Below are 15,469 nucleotides of genomic sequence, written 5' to 3'. Positions count from 1 at the left end.
AATCACCACTTCACTGTTGATTCATCAATAATAGCGTTCATTACATAATCTTTTTTCATCAATCAGCAATGACCATTGCGTTTTTTATTTTCTGACCCGTAATTCGCTTGCGCCCTCTCCAGCTTTGCGGCATTTTCTTTATCAAGCAAACATAAAAAGCATCACGCAACAGGTTAACGGAGAAGGTTATGTGTTCTATTTTTGGCGTATTCGATATTAAAACTGACGCAGTTGAACTGCGTAAAAAAGCCCTGGAACTGTCTCGTCTGATGCGCCACCGCGGCCCGGACTGGTCAGGTATTTACGCCTGTGATAACGCCATTCTGGCGCACGAACGTCTGTCCATCGTCGACGTCAATGCCGGTGCTCAGCCGCTGTACAACGTGAAGAAGACACATATCCTGGCGGTTAACGGTGAAATTTATAACCACCAGACACTGCGTGCTGAATACGGCGATCGCTACCAGTTCCAGACCGGTTCCGACTGCGAAGTTATCCTCGCCCTGTATCAGGAAAAAGGACCCGCGTTCCTCGATGACCTGCAAGGGATGTTCGCTTTTGCCCTGTACGACAGCGAGCAGGACGCCTACCTGATCGGTCGTGATCATATCGGGATCATCCCGCTGTATATGGGTTACGACGAGCACGGTAACTTCTACGTTGCGTCTGAAATGAAAGCGCTGGTTCCCGTCTGCCGCACAATCAAAGAATTCCCGGCCGGTAGCTATTTGTGGAGTAAAGACGGTGAAATTCGTCAGTACTACCAGCGCGACTGGTTTGAATACGATGCAGTCAAAGACAACGTTACCGATAAAAACGAGCTGCGCCAGGCACTGGAAGATGCGGTGAAAAGCCACCTGATGTCAGATGTTCCTTATGGAGTGCTGCTGTCCGGCGGTCTGGATTCATCCGTCATTTCCGCGATAACTAAAAAATACGCGGCACGCCGTGTTGAAGATCAGGAACGTAGCGAAGCCTGGTGGCCACAGCTGCACTCCTTCGCCGTCGGCCTGGAAGGCGCTCCGGATCTGAAAGCTGCGCAAGAGGTGGCGAACCATCTGGGGACCGTGCACCATGAGATCCACTTCACCGTGCAGGAAGGTCTGGATGCGATCCGCGACGTGATTTACCACATCGAAACTTACGATGTCACAACGATTCGCGCCTCGACGCCAATGTACTTAATGTCGCGTAAAATTAAAGCGATGGGCATTAAAATGGTGTTGTCGGGTGAAGGTTCGGACGAAGTGTTTGGCGGCTATCTCTATTTCCACAAAGCGCCAGATGCAAAAGAACTGCACGAAGAAACCGTGCGCAAGCTGCAAGCGCTGCATATGTTCGACTGCGCCCGTGCCAACAAAGCCATGTCGGCCTGGGGTGTAGAAGCCCGCGTGCCCTTCCTGGATAAGAAATTCCTTGATGTGGCGATGCGCATCAACCCACAGGACAAAATGTGCGGCAACGGCAAAATGGAAAAACACGTTCTGCGCGAATGTTTTGAGTCCTACCTGCCGGCAAGCGTCGCATGGCGTCAGAAAGAGCAGTTCTCTGACGGTGTCGGTTACAGCTGGATTGACACTCTGAAAGAGGTGGCTGCAGAACAAGTTTCTGACCAACAACTGGAAACTGCCAGCTTCCGTTTCCCGTACAACACGCCATCGTCTAAAGAAGCGTATTTGTACCGTGAGATTTTCGAAGAGTTGTTCCCGGTAGCAAGCGCTGCCGAATGTGTGCCGGGCGGGCCGTCGGTTGCCTGTTCTTCTGCTAAGGCGATCGAATGGGATGAGGCGTTTAAAACCATGAACGATCCGTCTGGCCGTGCCGTTGGCGTACATCAGTCCGCTTATAAATAAGTTAATCCTTAGATAAGAGCCCTGCGGGGCTCTTTTTTTATGTTTGTTTTCTGTGCAAAAAAACAATTAATAACTAATAATTGCCGAATATTGCGTCATGCTGTTCGCAACCTAACCAAACAGTCACATTCCAGCTATTTTCAATGAAAAAGGGGTTGACGCTTCAAGGCTCAATACGCATAATGCGCCCCGCAACGCCGATAAGGTTACGCGAAAAAAAGATGGCTACGTAGCTCAGCTGGTTAGAGCACATCACTCATAATGATGGGGTCACAGGTTCGAATCCCGTCGTAGCCACCATCTTTTTTGCGGGAGTGGCGAAATTGGTAGACGCACCAGATTTAGGTTCTGGCGCCGCAAGGTGTGCGAGTTCAAGTCTCGCCTCCCGCACCATTCACCCGTAAGCGTTGCACGGATGGGGTATCGCCAAGCGGTAAGGCACCGGTTTTTGATACCGGCATTCCCTGGTTCGAATCCAGGTACCCCAGCCATTTTTTCTTCGATATAGCGGTTCACCGCAACGGTCATTGGGGTATCGCCAAGCGGTAAGGCACCGGTTTTTGATACCGGCATTCCCTGGTTCGAATCCAGGTACCCCAGCCATCGAAGAAAATGTTAGTATTTGGCTACGTAGCTCAGCTGGTTAGAGCACATCACTCATAATGATGGGGTCACAGGTTCGAATCCCGTCGTAGCCACCATATTAAGGACGTATCGACTCGTTCGGTAAATCCAAAAAATTGTTGGGGTATCGCCAAGCGGTAAGGCTCTGGTTTCTGATACCAGCATTCCGAGGTTCGAATCCTCGTACCCCAGCCAATTTCAAGAAGTCGTCCACTCTGTGGGTGCACCCGTTGGGGTATCGCCAAGCGGTAAGGCTCTGGTTTCTGATACCAGCATTCCGAGGTTCGAATCCTCGTACCCCAGCCATATTAAAAAAGCTCGCCTCGGCGAGCTTTTTGCTTTTCTAACGTTGGGTGACGGCAAGCCTTAACCGGCCTACATGACTTGTAGGCCTGATAAACGTAGCGCCATCAGGCACCACTCGAGCTACAACCCTAACGCATACTTCAGTGCCTGACGTTTCAGTACGCCAGCGCGCTCTGCGGCCATGAGCCCGAGATTACGCATGATGCGCAGCGGCTGCAGGTTATTGCTGAATCCGGCATAGAACAGATCCATACCGCTTTGCATGATGAAATTGTCAGTCATACGGCGATTCTGATAGCGCTTGAGCACCGGCTGACTGGCCCAGGATTCACCGTAGCTGCGCGCGTTCACCAGCACATCAATCAACGCATCGACATCACGAAAGCCCAGATTAACGCCCTGCCCCGCCAGCGGATGAATGGTATGCGCGGCATCACCTACCAGCGCCAGCCCCGGTTGCACATATTGCAGCGCATGACGACGCGTAAGCGGGAACGCCCCCGCAGCCACTGGCATCACCTTACCGAGTCGCGATGGAAAATGTTTAGCAATCTCCGTCTGCAATTGCGGCATATTCAGCGCTTGCAATTGGCGGATGCGAGCCGGTGAGTCGTACCACACCAACGAGGCCCAGTTATCAAACAGCGGTAAAAACGCGCGCGGGCCGTCAGGCGTAAATTGCTGCCAGGTGCTGTCTCCCGGTGAATTTTCGCATTGTACGGTTATCAACATACAGGACTGCGCGTACTGCCAGGCATGGATACCAATCCCGGCCATTTTTCGCACCTGAGAGTTGGCACCATCGGCGCCGATGACCAGCTTCGCGCTAATAGTTTCGCCACCTGCCAGCTCAAGCTCATGCCGATCGTTATGTTGATGCAAAGAAATCAGGGACGCCGGTACGCGCAGCGTGACTTTAGGGTTAGCTTGCAGCGCCTGCCAGAGCGCCTGTTGCAGGACCGTGTTTTCCACCATATAGCCCAACAGAGGCAGCTTAAGCTCGGCGGCATCAAACATCACATGGGCATTTTCCCACTCCCACGTTTCCAGTCGACGATAAGGATGGCTGCGCATCCCCTGCACCGTATCCCAGACGCCCAGCCCTTTTAGCAACGACACCGACGCGGAACTAATGGCAGAAATTCTGACATCAGGCTGTCCGTCAGCCACAAACGGCGCGGGAACGGCATGCTCGATGACCGTTACCGTAAATCCATGCTGCGCCAGTCCAAGCGCCAGCGCGCCGCCGACCATCCCCCCGCCGACAATGGCAATTTCCGTTGGTTGATTTGTCATGGTCAATTATCCAGTTACATGTATTGTGTAAGTTTACAGGATTTTTTACCCCTTGAGGCTGACATCCGTCATACTGGTCACAACCGCGCCAAAGCAGTACACTATGCGCCCTGCATTTCAGCCACAATTTCGCAAGAGCAAGTCGATGACCAAAAAACTCCATATTAAAACCTGGGGCTGTCAGATGAACGAATACGATTCATCGAAGATGGCCGATCTGCTGGATGCCACTCATGGGTATCAACTGACTGACGTGGCGGAAGAAGCGGATGTGCTGCTGCTGAATACCTGCTCAATCCGTGAGAAGGCTCAGGAAAAAGTGTTCCATCAACTGGGCCGCTGGAAACTGTTAAAAGAGAAAAACCCCAAGCTCATCATTGGGGTCGGTGGCTGTGTTGCGTCTCAGGAAGGCGATCATATTCGCCAGCGCGCGCATTACGTCGATATTATTTTTGGGCCGCAAACGCTGCACCGCCTGCCGGAAATGATCAACAAAGTGCGTGGAAGCACGACCCGTAGCCCGGTGGTTGATATCAGTTTCCCGGAGATCGAAAAGTTCGACCGACTGCCGGAACCGCGTGCTGAAGGTCCAAGCGCGTTTGTGTCCATCATGGAAGGTTGTAATAAATATTGTACTTACTGCGTGGTGCCCTACACCCGCGGTGAGGAAGTCAGCCGTCCGGCGGATGATATTCTGTTTGAAATCGCCCAGCTTGCAGCCCAAGGTGTGCGTGAAGTGAACCTGCTGGGGCAAAACGTGAACGCATGGCGTGGTGAGAACTACGACGGCACGATCGGATCTTTTGCCGATCTGTTACGTCTGGTCGCAGCGATCGACGGCATTGATCGTATCCGCTTCACCACCAGCCATCCGATCGAATTCACCGATGATATCGTTGAAGTTTATCGCGATACGCCAGAGCTGGTGAGCTTCCTGCATCTGCCGGTACAGAGCGGTTCAGACCGCGTACTGAACCTGATGGGGCGCACCCATACCGCGCTGGAATACAAAGCGATCATCCGCAAACTGCGCGCTGCGCGTCCGGATATCCAGATTAGCTCCGACTTCATCGTTGGCTTCCCGGGTGAAACCACGCAGGATTTCGAGCAGACCATGAAGCTGATTGCTGACGTAAATTTTGACATGAGCTACAGCTTTATTTTCTCTGCGCGTCCTGGCACCCCTGCCGCCGATATGGTTGACGACGTACCGGAAGAAGAGAAGAAACAGCGTCTGTACATTCTACAGGAGCGTATCAACCAGCAAGCTATGGCCTGGAGCCGCCGTATGGTCGGCACGACCCAGCGCATTCTGGTTGAAGGCACATCGCGTAAGAGCATCATGGAACTGTCAGGCCGTACCGAAAATAACCGTGTGGTGAACTTTGAAGGCAACCCGGATATGGTCGGTAAGTTCGTAGACGTAGAAATTACCGATGTCTGGACTAACTCCCTGCGCGGTAAAGTGGTGCGTACCGAGGACGAAATGGGTCTGCGTATCGCAGAATCCCCTGAATCGGTCATTGCGCGTACCCGCAAAGAAAACGATCTGGGCGTCGGTATTTATCAGCCTTAATCCTGCTGAAAAACGTAAAAAAGGCCCGATACCGCTACACTTATCGGGCCTACAATCCTGGGCTCGCTGTCCCGGCGGGTCTTGTAATCTGCCCTGTCATCCCCATATTTGCTGCAATGCTTGCGCCTTTCCCCCATGGCGTGAATAATTTCCTTAGATGCCGGTAAATGTTCAGCGTCCGGCGAGACATGCATAAGAGGAACAGTTTGAACATAGACACTCGCGAAATCACCCTTGAACCCGCAGACAACGCCCGCCTGTTGAGCCTTTGCGGCCCATTTGATGACAACATCAAACAGCTGGAACGTCGCCTCGGCATCGAAATTAACCGCCGTGATAACCACTTTAAACTGACCGGTCGTCCAATTTGCGTCACCGCTGCGGCAGATATTTTACGTAGCCTGTACGTCGATACCGCCCCAATGCGCGGTCAGACGCAGGACATCGAGCCTGAACAAATTCATCTGGCGATCAAAGAAGCGCGTGTGCTTGAACAAAGCGCAGACAGCGTGCCTGAATTTGGCAAAGCGGTGAACATCAAAACCAAGCGTGGAGTAATTAAGCCGCGCACGCCGAACCAGGCACAGTACATTGCGAATATCCTCGACCACGACATTACATTTGGCGTTGGCCCTGCGGGTACGGGTAAAACGTATCTCGCGGTTGCCGCTGCGGTTGATGCGCTTGAGCGTCAGGAGATCCGTCGCATTCTGCTGACCCGTCCGGCAGTGGAAGCGGGCGAAAAACTGGGATTCCTGCCAGGAGATCTCAGCCAGAAAGTCGATCCGTATTTACGACCGCTGTATGACGCGCTTTTCGAAATGCTCGGCTTTGAAAAGGTTGAAAAGCTGATTGAGCGTAACGTCATTGAAGTTGCGCCCCTGGCCTACATGCGCGGTCGTACGTTGAACGATGCGTTCATCATTCTTGATGAAAGCCAGAACACCACCATCGAACAGATGAAAATGTTCCTGACCCGTATCGGCTTTAACTCCAAAGCGGTCATCACTGGCGATATCACCCAGATTGACCTGCCGCGTAGCACCAAATCCGGTCTGCGTCATGCCATTGAAGTGCTGGCTGAAGTCGACGAAATTAGTTTTAATTTCTTCCATAGCGAAGACGTGGTGCGCCACCCGGTGGTCGCCCGTATCGTCACGGCGTATGAAGCCTGGGAAGAAGCAGAACAGAAACGCAAAGCCGAGCAGGCTGCAGAACGCAAGCGCGAAGCTCAGGAGCAGGAACAAAAATGAGTCAGGTTATCCTCGATTTACAGCTGGCATGTGAAGACGAATCCGGTTTGCCAACAGAAAGTCAGTTTCAGGGCTGGCTGGATGCGGTGATCCCGCAATTTCAGGAAGAGTCTGAAGTGACGATTCGTCTGGTCGATGACGCTGAAAGCCACGACCTGAACCTGACCTATCGCGGGAAAGATAAATCCACCAACGTGCTCTCTTTCCCGTTTGAAGCCCCGCCGGGCATTGAAATGCCGCTACTAGGCGATTTGATCATCTGCCGTCAGGTGGTCGAGAAAGAAGCGCAGGAGCAAGGCAAACCGCTTGAGGCCCACTGGGCGCACATGGTGGTGCACGGTAGCCTGCATTTACTCGGCTACGACCATATTGAAGACGATGAAGCGGAAGAGATGGAATCCCTCGAAACAGAGATTATGCTTGCTCTGGGCTATGAGGATCCGTACATTGCCGAGAAGATTGCAGAATAGTAGCTTGCCGGATGGCGGCGCTTGCGCCTAATCCGGCCTACATTCATGCCTTTCGTAGGCCTGATAAGCGTAGCGCCATCAGGCAAAACATGCCGTCAACAGCTGAGTAAACGCATGACGCGCTTTGTATTAACTAACATGAGAACCCATACGACGCCATGAGCGACGACAATTCACACAGTAGTGACACCTTAAACAGCAAAAAGGGATTTTTTTCCCTGTTACTGAGCCAACTTTTCCACGGTGAACCGAAAAACCGCGACGAACTGTTGGAGCTGATCCGTGATTCCGGGCAAAACGACCTTATCGATGAAGATACGCGCGATATGCTCGAAGGGGTAATGGATATTGCGGACCAACGCGTTCGCGACATCATGATCCCTCGCTCCCAGATGATTACCCTGAAACGCAACCAAACTCTGGACGAATGCCTCGATGTCATTATCGAGTCTGCCCACTCGCGTTTCCCGGTAATTAGCGAAGACAAGGATCACATTGAAGGGATTCTGATGGCCAAAGATCTGCTGCCATTTATGCGTAGCGATGCCGAAGCCTTCAGCATGGAGAAAGTGTTACGCCAGGCGGTTGTCGTCCCTGAAAGCAAGCGGGTTGACCGCATGCTGAAAGAGTTCCGCTCCCAGCGTTATCATATGGCTATCGTCATCGACGAGTTCGGCGGTGTCTCAGGTCTGGTGACCATTGAGGACATCCTTGAACTGATTGTCGGTGAAATTGAAGATGAGTACGACGAAGAAGACGATATTGATTTCCGTCAGCTCAGTCGCCACACCTGGACTATTCGCGCGCTGGCGCCAATTGAAGACTTCAACGAAGCTTTCGGCACGCATTTCAGCGATGAAGAAGTGGATACCATTGGCGGGTTGGTCATGCAGGCCTTCGGTCATCTGCCCGCGCGTGGAGAGACCATCGACATTGATGGTTACCAGTTCAAAGTGGCAATGGCCGACAGCCGTCGTATTATTCAGGTTCATGTCAGAATTCCGGACGACTCACCCCAGCCCAAACTGGACGAATAAACCCGAAACTGGATCTAAGACTACATGGCATTTGCCCCTTTAATTGAACGCCAGCGCATTCGCCTGCTGCTGGCGTTATTATTCGGTGCCTGCGGGACACTGGCTTTCTCACCGTATGACATCTGGCCCGCTGCGATTGTTTCGCTGATGGGCCTGCAGGCTCTCACCTTCAACCGCCGTCCGCTCCAGTCTGCCGCTATCGGCTACTTCTGGGGACTGGGACTGTTTGGCTCAGGCATCAACTGGGTTTACGTCAGTATCGCGCAGTTTGGCGGTATGCCGGGCCCCGTTAACGTCTTCCTCGTGGTTCTGCTTGCTGCTTACCTTTCCCTCTACACTGGCCTGTTTGCCGGCGTTTTGGCGCGTCTGTGGCCGAAAACTACCTGGATACGTGTAGCGATTGCCGCGCCGGTAGTCTGGCAAATCACTGAATTTCTACGCGGCTGGGTACTGACCGGTTTTCCGTGGTTGCAATTCGGCTACAGCCAGATCGACGGTCCGTTAAAAGGGCTGGCGCCGGTAATGGGCGTTGAGGCGATTAACTTCCTGCTGATGATGGTTAGCGGCCTGTTGGCACTTGCGCTGGTAACGCGTAACTGGAAGCCGCTGGCTACCGCCGTGGTGCTTTTCGCTCTGCCCTTCCCGCTACGTTATATTCAGTGGTACACGCTGGAGCCGGAAAAAACCACCCAGGTCTCGATGGTGCAGGGTGACATCCCGCAGTCGCTCAAATGGGATGAAGGCCAATTACTCAACACCCTGAAGATTTATCTCGACGCCACCCAGCCTGAGATGGGCAAATCACAGCTCATCATCTGGCCAGAATCCGCTATTCCGGACCTGGAAATTAACCAGCAGCGTTTTCTGAGCATGATGGATGACCTGCTGAAATCGAAAAACAGCACGCTGATTACCGGTATTGTAGACGCGCGTCTGAACAAGCAGAATCGTTACGACACCTACAACACCATCATCACACTGGGTAAAGACAGCCCATACAGCTACGACTCCAACAACCGCTACAACAAAAACCATCTGGTACCGTTTGGCGAATTTGTCCCGCTGGAATCTATCCTGCGCCCGCTAGCGCCATTCTTTGATCTGCCAATGTCTTCGTTCAGCCGCGGTCCTTATGTACAGCCACAGTTGCATGCACACGGCTTTAAGCTGACCGCTGCCATCTGCTACGAAATCATTCTTGGCGAACAGGTACGGGATAACTTCCGCCCGGATACGGACTACCTGCTGACTATCTCTAACGATGCATGGTTTGGTAAATCTATTGGCCCGTGGCAGCACTTCCAGATGGCGCGTATGCGTTCCCTGGAGCTGGCGCGACCTCTGCTGCGTAGCACCAACAACGGTATTACGGCGGTGATTGGTCCGCAGGGCGAAGTTCAGGCGATGATCCCGCAGTTTACCCGTCAGGTGCTGACCACCAGCGTGACGCCAACGACGGGCTTAACCCCTTATGCCCGTACCGGAAACTGGCCGCTCTGGCTGCTAACCGCGCTGTTTGGCTTTGGCGCAGTGGTAATGAGTCTGCGCCAACGTCGTAAGTAAAACAGCGCCCCATCAAATGCAGGCCGGATAAGGCAGTACGCCGCCATCCGGCAGTTGTGCAGCATCGTGCCTGATGGCGCTACGCTTATCAGGCCTACTTCCCCCCTCCAAAAGACCATTCTGGCACGTCTATTGCTTTGTTCTACAAGGCAAACGCTGTTTTGGCTGAATGTGCAACCTGGTCGCACCAAAGTTGAGCGCCGGTAGCACCTGAAAAGTGCAACAAGATATTTTTGCCCCCAAATGGTGCGGCGCACTTCGCAAAAATAAACAATAACACAGCAAATTCTTTACATTCATCCAAACTAAATGTTAACAAACACATACAAGACTGCACGTTTTAGTAGCAAACAATAACAACATCACAATGGGTATCAATGCGTCCCTGGCGCAGACGATAAAGGAGTTGGATATGCAATTACGTAAGCTCGCCACTGCCATGCTGGTCATGGGAATGTCCGCCGGTCTGGCGCACGCAGAAGACGCAGCACCAGCGGCAGGCAGCACGCTGGATAAGATCGCCAAAAATGGCGTGATCGTTGTCGGCCACCGTGAATCATCAGTACCGTTTTCTTACTACGATAATCAGCAAAAAGTGGTCGGTTATTCACAGGATTACTCCAACGCGATCGTTGAAGCCGTGAAGAAAAAGCTGAACAAGCCTGATCTGCAGGTAAAACTGATCCCGATTACTTCACAAAACCGTATCCCGCTGCTGCAAAACGGCACCTTCGATTTTGAATGTGGATCCACCACCAACAACGTCGAGCGCCAAAAACAAGCGGCTTTCTCTGACACCATTTTCGTTGTCGGCACCCGTCTGCTGGCGAAAAAAGGCGGCGACGTTAAAGATTTCGCCGATCTGAAAGGTAAAGCCGTAGTCGTGACTTCAGGTACCACCTCCGAAGTTCTGCTGCACAAGCTGAATGAAGAACAAAAAATGGATATGCGCATCATCAGCGCGAAAGACCACGGTGACTCTTTCCGTACTCTGGAAAGCGGTCGCGCCGTTGCCTTTATGATGGATGACGCCCTGCTGGCTGGCGAGCGCGCGAAAGCGAAGAAACCAGACAACTGGGAGATCGTCGGCAAGCCACAGTCTCAGGAAGCCTACGGCTGTATGTTGCGCAAAGATGATCCTGAGTTCAAAAAGCTGATGGACGACACTATCGCCAAGGCGCAAACCTCAGGCGAAGCTGAGAAATGGTTTGATAAGTGGTTTAAAAATCCAATTCCGCCGAAGAACCTGAACATGAATTTCGAACTGTCAGACGAGATGAAAGCCCTGTTCAAAGAACCGAATGATAAAGCGCTTAACTAACTAAAATAAATGGGAGGCTTCCCCTCCCTCTCGATTGTTACTCGGCACGGACAGACTATAAGCCTGATGGTCGTTCCCCATCAGGCCTGAAAACCGCAAAACGCCGAATAACAATCTTCGAGGGTAGCGCTGCTACCCTTTTTTTTCTGGAGTAGATTTATGTCTATAGACTGGAACTGGGGTATTTTTTTACAACAAGCCCCGTTCGGCAACACCACCTATCTCGGCTGGCTCTGGAGTGGTTTCCAGGTCACTGTCGCGTTATCCATCACCGCATGGATTATCGCTTTCCTCATAGGCTCTTTATTCGGCATCTTACGTACCGTTCCAAATCGTTTCCTTTCTGGGATCGGCACGCTGTACGTTGAGCTGTTTCGTAACGTTCCGCTCATCGTCCAGTTTTTTACCTGGTATCTGGTTATTCCTGAACTGCTGCCGGAAAACATTGGGATGTGGTTCAAGGCTGAGTTGGATCCCAACATCCAGTTCTTCCTTTCATCGATGCTTTGTCTGGGGTTGTTTACCGCCGCGCGCGTCTGCGAACAGGTTCGCGCCGCTATTCAGTCTCTGCCTCGTGGGCAGAAAAACGCCGCACTGGCGATGGGGCTGACGTTACCGCAGGCCTACCGCTATGTTCTGTTGCCAAACGCATACCGCGTGATTGTTCCGCCAATGACCTCAGAGATGATGAACCTGGTGAAGAACTCCGCGATCGCCTCCACCATCGGCCTGGTCGATATGGCGGCACAGGCGGGCAAACTGCTGGATTACTCCGCCCACGCATGGGAATCGTTTACCGCTATCACTCTGGCTTACGTCCTGATTAACGCCGTCATCATGCTGGTGATGAATCTCGTTGAACGTAAAATCCGCCTGCCTGGCAATTTGGGAGGCAAATAATGTACGAATTTGACTGGAGTTCAATTGTCCCTTCCCTGCCGTATCTGCTGGATGGGCTGATGATCACGCTGAAAATTACCGTCACGGCGGTCGTCATTGGTATCGTATGGGGAACTATCCTGGCCGTCATGCGTCTGTCCAGCTTCGCGCCGATAGCCTGGTTTGCGAAAGGCTACGTCAACGTATTTCGTTCTATTCCGCTGGTCATGGTGCTGCTGTGGTTCTACCTGATTGTGCCCGGCTTCCTGCAAAACGTACTGGGTCTGTCGCCAAAAACCGATATTCGCCTGATCTCAGCAATGGTCGCGTTTTCGATGTTTGAAGCCGCGTACTATTCCGAGATTATCCGTGCCGGTATCCAGAGTATTTCTCGTGGGCAATCCAGCGCCGCGCTGGCGCTAGGGATGACCCACTGGCAGTCGATGAAGCTCATTATTCTGCCGCAGGCATTCCGCGCGATGGTACCGCTGCTGCTAACCCAGGGCATCGTACTCTTCCAGGATACCTCGCTGGTCTATGTATTAAGTCTGGCAGACTTCTTCCGTACCGCCTCCACCATTGGCGAGCGTGACGGCACACAGGTTGAAATGATCCTGTTTGCTGGCGCCGTTTATTTTGTATTCAGTCTGAGCGCATCGTTGTTGGTCAGCTATTTGAAGAAAAGGACAGTTTAATGATTACCCTGAAAAATGTTTCTAAATGGTATGGTCACTTTCAGGTGCTGACCGACTGCTCCACGGAAGTGAAAAAAGGGGAAGTGGTTGTGGTCTGCGGCCCGTCAGGTTCCGGTAAATCAACGCTTATCAAAACGGTGAACGGGCTGGAGCCGGTACAACAAGGCGTCATCACCGTTGATGGTACCGTGGTGAACGACAAAAAAACCGATCTGGCCAAACTGCGCTCTCGCGTTGGTATGGTGTTCCAGCACTTTGAACTGTTCCCGCATCTGTCGATCATTGAGAACCTGACTCTGGCGCAGGTAAAAGTGCTCAAGCGCGATAAAAAACCGGCCCGCGACAAAGCGCAAAAGTTACTGGAACGCGTTGGTCTGTCAGCACATGCGGAGAAGTTTCCAGCTCAGCTCTCAGGGGGCCAGCAACAGCGTGTCGCTATCGCCCGGGCGCTGTGCATGGATCCTATCGCCATGCTGTTTGACGAACCGACGTCGGCGCTTGATCCTGAAATGATCAACGAAGTACTGGATGTTATGGTTGAACTGGCCAATGAAGGGATGACCATGATGGTGGTTACCCACGAAATGGGCTTTGCGCGTAAAGTGGCGAACCGGGTGATCTTCATGGATGAAGGGAAAATTGTTGAAGACTCACCGAAAGAAGAGTTTTTCGCTAATCCGAAATCGGACCGCGCCAAAGACTTCCTCGCGAAAATACTGCACTAATCTTGCTGGCGCGCATCTCCATGTGCGCGCCACCTCACGCTTTATCCCTTCGCCTCTCGAAACACATACAGCCCAGCGTTAACCTTGTCACAAAGTCCCACTTACAAGGAGCAACAATGGCACTTCCTATCCTGTTTGATTGCGATCCGGGTCATGACGACGCTATCGCAATTGTGCTCGCCCTCGCCTCACCAGAACTGGATGTGAAAGCGATAACCTCATCAGCCGGTAACCAGACACCTGACAAAACGCTGCGTAACGTGTTGCGCATGTTAACGTTGCTCAACCGTACGGATATCCCAGTGGCTGGTGGCGCAGTGAAACCACTGATGCGCGATCTGATTATCGCCGATAACGTTCACGGCGAGAGTGGGCTGGATGGCCCGGCGCTGCCGGAACCCGCTTTTGCGCCACAAGACTGTACCGCCGTGGAACTGATGGCGAAAACCCTGCGTGAAAGCCCGGAACCGATGACGATTGTCTCCACCGGGCCGCAAACTAACGTCGCATTGCTCCTGAATAGCCATCCTGAGCTGCACGCCAAAATCGCCCGTATCGTGATCATGGGTGGTGCGATGGGACTCGGAAACTGGACGCCCGCCGCCGAGTTCAATATTTTCGTGGATCCTGAAGCCGCTGAAATCGTATTCCAGTCTGGCATTCCAGTGGTGATGGCTGGTCTGGACGTCACGCATAAAGCGCAAATACATCGCGAAGATACCGAACGATTCCGCGCTATCGGCAACCCTGTTTCGACGATCGTTGCTGAACTACTCGACTTCTTCTTTGAATATCACAAAGATGAAAAATGGGGATTCATCGGCGCGCCACTGCATGATCCATGCACCATTGCCTGGCTGCTGAAACCTGAACTGTTTACCACCGTTGAACGCTGGGTCGGCGTGGAAACTCAGGGTAAATATACCCAGGGAATGACCGTGGTGGATTACTACTTCCTGAGCGGCAATAAGCCAAACGCCACCGTAATGGTAGACGTGGATCGCGAAGGGTTTGTCGATTTGCTGGCAGAACGTTTAAGATATTACGCGTAAAACTGTAGGCCGGATAAGGCGCTTGCGCCACCATCCGGCATATTGCCTGATGGCGATGCTGGCGCATCTTATCAGGCCTACAAATAACTTCTGGCACGCCTAATCATCACGGCTCAAACGGTCGGCGCTGGAACTGATCGTGTCCGCATTTCGGACACAGCGGCAGCACATCCGGGGTGTAAACCGCTAAATGGAAGTGGCACTTCTCGCAGACCAGATTACCTAATCCGACCACCTCGCCGCTGTGATAAACCCCGTGATGACTGAGGTCCTGGAACACCTCGCGCCATTCGAGCTGGGTTTTATCTGTAATATCGGCCAGTTCCTGCCAGATACTCTCCTTGATAACCCGCATAAAGACGCTGTCTGTCTCCTCATCGAGACTTTCTTCATAGCTCAGAGCAAACTCTTCCAGGTCGCGTCTGACGGCCCGGGTGAGCTCTTCCACCTCGGTTCGCGTTAACTCCCCGGTCTGCATAACTCGTTGACGCGCCTGCTCCACCAACGCATCAATATCGCGTTCGCCATTACGCAGACGTTCGCTCAGTGAAGCCACCAGTTCACGGTAATATTGAGCAACCTTGTTCATCGCTTCGCCTCCTGGGTCGTTAACTGTCTATAATAATAGACGTTATTTACGCTACGCTTTGCAAGACTGTCCACAGAGTGTGTAAATTCGTGCAAGAATTATCCTTGCGGGAATTCAACGCTGAATGCGCGAAAGGCTGTTTTGGCGCGGGCGTTTGGGCTATGCTATGCGGATCTGAAACACCACATCTAGAGCTACGTTTGTAGCTGTATTGAAAACAGGACCACTGG

The 15,469-nt window shown here is 52.5% G+C and carries 13 protein-coding genes and 7 tRNA genes; 18 read left to right on the top strand and 2 right to left on the bottom strand.

The genetic code is table 11. The features are described 5' to 3' along the window. The first annotated feature begins 188 nt into the window (after positions 1-188). The 8 genes from asnB to OGX86_RS16725 all read left to right on the top strand — a co-directional run bounded on the left by asnB (position 189) and on the right by OGX86_RS16725 (position 2,783). Positions 189-1,853: an asparagine synthase B gene (asnB, locus tag OGX86_RS16760; RefSeq protein WP_008784099.1), complete on the top strand. Its 1,665-nt coding sequence runs from the start codon at positions 189-191 to the stop codon at positions 1,851-1,853. A gap of 223 nt (positions 1,854-2,076) precedes the next feature. After that, positions 2,077-2,153: transfer RNA gene (locus tag OGX86_RS16755), tRNA-Met, on the top strand. Positions 2,154-2,161: 8 nt separating this feature from the next. Beyond that, positions 2,162-2,246: transfer RNA gene (locus OGX86_RS16750), tRNA-Leu, on the top strand. A 23-nt stretch (positions 2,247-2,269) separates the two neighbouring features. After that, positions 2,270-2,344: transfer RNA gene (locus OGX86_RS16745), tRNA-Gln, on the top strand. Positions 2,345-2,381: 37 nt separating this feature from the next. Continuing rightward, positions 2,382-2,456 (top strand) — tRNA-Gln (locus OGX86_RS16740). Positions 2,457-2,477: 21 nt separating this feature from the next. Then, positions 2,478-2,554 (top strand) — tRNA-Met (locus OGX86_RS16735). 43 nt (positions 2,555-2,597) lie between these two features. Beyond that, a tRNA-Gln gene (locus OGX86_RS16730) sits at positions 2,598-2,672 on the top strand. 36 nt (positions 2,673-2,708) lie between these two features. Then, positions 2,709-2,783 (top strand) — tRNA-Gln (locus OGX86_RS16725). A gap of 120 nt (positions 2,784-2,903) precedes the next feature. Here the strand turns inward: OGX86_RS16725 and ubiF are convergent. After that, positions 2,904-4,079: a 3-demethoxyubiquinol 3-hydroxylase gene (ubiF, locus tag OGX86_RS16720; protein ID WP_079934609.1), complete on the bottom strand. Its 1,176-nt coding sequence runs from the start codon at positions 4,077-4,079 to the stop codon at positions 2,904-2,906. Positions 4,080-4,224: 145 nt separating this feature from the next. Here ubiF and miaB point away from each other — a divergent pair, with 145 nt between their 5' ends. The 10 genes from miaB (at position 4,225) to rihA (ending at position 14,650) form a co-directional block, all read left to right on the top strand. Continuing rightward, positions 4,225-5,655: a tRNA (N6-isopentenyl adenosine(37)-C2)-methylthiotransferase MiaB gene (miaB, locus tag OGX86_RS16715; protein WP_003831327.1), complete on the top strand. Its 1,431-nt coding sequence runs from the start codon at positions 4,225-4,227 to the stop codon at positions 5,653-5,655. A 206-nt stretch (positions 5,656-5,861) separates the two neighbouring features. Beyond that, the gene (locus OGX86_RS16710) at positions 5,862-6,908 is read left to right on the top strand and encodes a PhoH family protein (RefSeq protein ID WP_003022776.1); all 1,047 of its coding nucleotides are present in this window, start codon (positions 5,862-5,864) and stop codon (positions 6,906-6,908) included. After that, complete coding sequence (ybeY, locus tag OGX86_RS16705; protein WP_048214688.1) at positions 6,905-7,378, top strand: rRNA maturation RNase YbeY; 474 nt, start codon at positions 6,905-6,907, stop codon at positions 7,376-7,378. The genes OGX86_RS16710 and ybeY overlap by 4 nt, the downstream gene beginning before the upstream one ends. A gap of 158 nt (positions 7,379-7,536) precedes the next feature. Next, positions 7,537-8,415, top strand: coding sequence for a CNNM family magnesium/cobalt transport protein CorC (corC, locus tag OGX86_RS16700; protein ID WP_003022770.1), 879 nt, complete (start codon positions 7,537-7,539; stop codon positions 8,413-8,415). Between the two features lie 24 nt (positions 8,416-8,439). Continuing rightward, positions 8,440-9,978, top strand: a complete 1,539-nt coding sequence (lnt, locus tag OGX86_RS16695) for an apolipoprotein N-acyltransferase (RefSeq protein ID WP_286640308.1) — start codon at positions 8,440-8,442, stop codon at positions 9,976-9,978. Between the two features lie 412 nt (positions 9,979-10,390). Then, a complete protein-coding gene (gltI, locus tag OGX86_RS16690; RefSeq protein ID WP_003022762.1) occupies positions 10,391-11,299 on the top strand; it encodes a glutamate/aspartate ABC transporter substrate-binding protein GltI in 909 nt (302 codons plus the stop codon). 159 nt (positions 11,300-11,458) lie between these two features. Next, positions 11,459-12,199: a glutamate/aspartate ABC transporter permease GltJ gene (gltJ, locus tag OGX86_RS16685; RefSeq protein WP_003831316.1), complete on the top strand. Its 741-nt coding sequence runs from the start codon at positions 11,459-11,461 to the stop codon at positions 12,197-12,199. Beyond that, positions 12,199-12,873, top strand: a complete 675-nt coding sequence (gltK, locus tag OGX86_RS16680) for a glutamate/aspartate ABC transporter permease GltK (RefSeq protein WP_038638772.1) — start codon at positions 12,199-12,201, stop codon at positions 12,871-12,873. Before gltJ ends, gltK begins: the two co-directional genes overlap by 1 nt. Continuing rightward, positions 12,873-13,598 (top strand): glutamate/aspartate ABC transporter ATP-binding protein GltL, encoded by a 726-nt coding sequence (gene gltL, locus OGX86_RS16675; RefSeq protein ID WP_003022754.1) that lies wholly within the window; start codon positions 12,873-12,875, stop codon positions 13,596-13,598. Before gltK ends, gltL begins: the two co-directional genes overlap by 1 nt. A gap of 116 nt (positions 13,599-13,714) precedes the next feature. Then, a complete protein-coding gene (gene rihA / locus OGX86_RS16670; protein WP_048214692.1) occupies positions 13,715-14,650 on the top strand; it encodes a pyrimidine-specific ribonucleoside hydrolase RihA in 936 nt (311 codons plus the stop codon). 106 nt (positions 14,651-14,756) lie between these two features. On the opposite strand, the gene OGX86_RS16665 is transcribed toward rihA, so the two are convergent. Beyond that, a complete protein-coding gene (locus OGX86_RS16665) occupies positions 14,757-15,239 on the bottom strand; it encodes a zinc ribbon-containing protein (RefSeq protein WP_003022748.1) in 483 nt (160 codons plus the stop codon). Positions 15,240-15,469: the final 230 nt, after the last annotated feature.

Origin of the sequence: Citrobacter sp. Cpo040 (assembly GCF_030332915.1) — a bacterium.
GTDB classification, from domain to species: domain Bacteria; phylum Pseudomonadota; class Gammaproteobacteria; order Enterobacterales; family Enterobacteriaceae; genus Citrobacter; species Citrobacter portucalensis.
The sequence above is the reverse complement of the archived record's forward strand: the minus strand, read 5'-3'. Positions and strand labels throughout refer to the sequence as shown.

Bases quoted from the DNA above. Each gene is read 5' to 3' on its own strand.
- asnB (WP_008784099.1), top strand. From the start codon at position 189: ATGTGTTCTATTTTTGGCGTATTCGATATTAAAACTGACGCAGTTGAA.
- ubiF (WP_079934609.1), bottom strand. From the start codon at position 4,079: ATGACAAATCAACCAACGGAAATTGCCATTGTCGGCGGGGGGATGGTC.
- miaB (WP_003831327.1), top strand. From the start codon at position 4,225: ATGACCAAAAAACTCCATATTAAAACCTGGGGCTGTCAGATGAACGAA.
- ybeY (WP_048214688.1), top strand. From the start codon at position 6,905: ATGAGTCAGGTTATCCTCGATTTACAGCTGGCATGTGAAGACGAATCC.
- corC (WP_003022770.1), top strand. From the start codon at position 7,537: ATGAGCGACGACAATTCACACAGTAGTGACACCTTAAACAGCAAAAAG.
- lnt (WP_286640308.1), top strand. From the start codon at position 8,440: ATGGCATTTGCCCCTTTAATTGAACGCCAGCGCATTCGCCTGCTGCTG.
- gltI (WP_003022762.1), top strand. From the start codon at position 10,391: ATGCAATTACGTAAGCTCGCCACTGCCATGCTGGTCATGGGAATGTCC.
- gltJ (WP_003831316.1), top strand. From the start codon at position 11,459: ATGTCTATAGACTGGAACTGGGGTATTTTTTTACAACAAGCCCCGTTC.
- gltK (WP_038638772.1), top strand. From the start codon at position 12,199: ATGTACGAATTTGACTGGAGTTCAATTGTCCCTTCCCTGCCGTATCTG.
- gltL (WP_003022754.1), top strand. From the start codon at position 12,873: ATGATTACCCTGAAAAATGTTTCTAAATGGTATGGTCACTTTCAGGTG.
- rihA (WP_048214692.1), top strand. From the start codon at position 13,715: ATGGCACTTCCTATCCTGTTTGATTGCGATCCGGGTCATGACGACGCT.
- OGX86_RS16665 (WP_003022748.1), bottom strand. From the start codon at position 15,239: ATGAACAAGGTTGCTCAATATTACCGTGAACTGGTGGCTTCACTGAGC.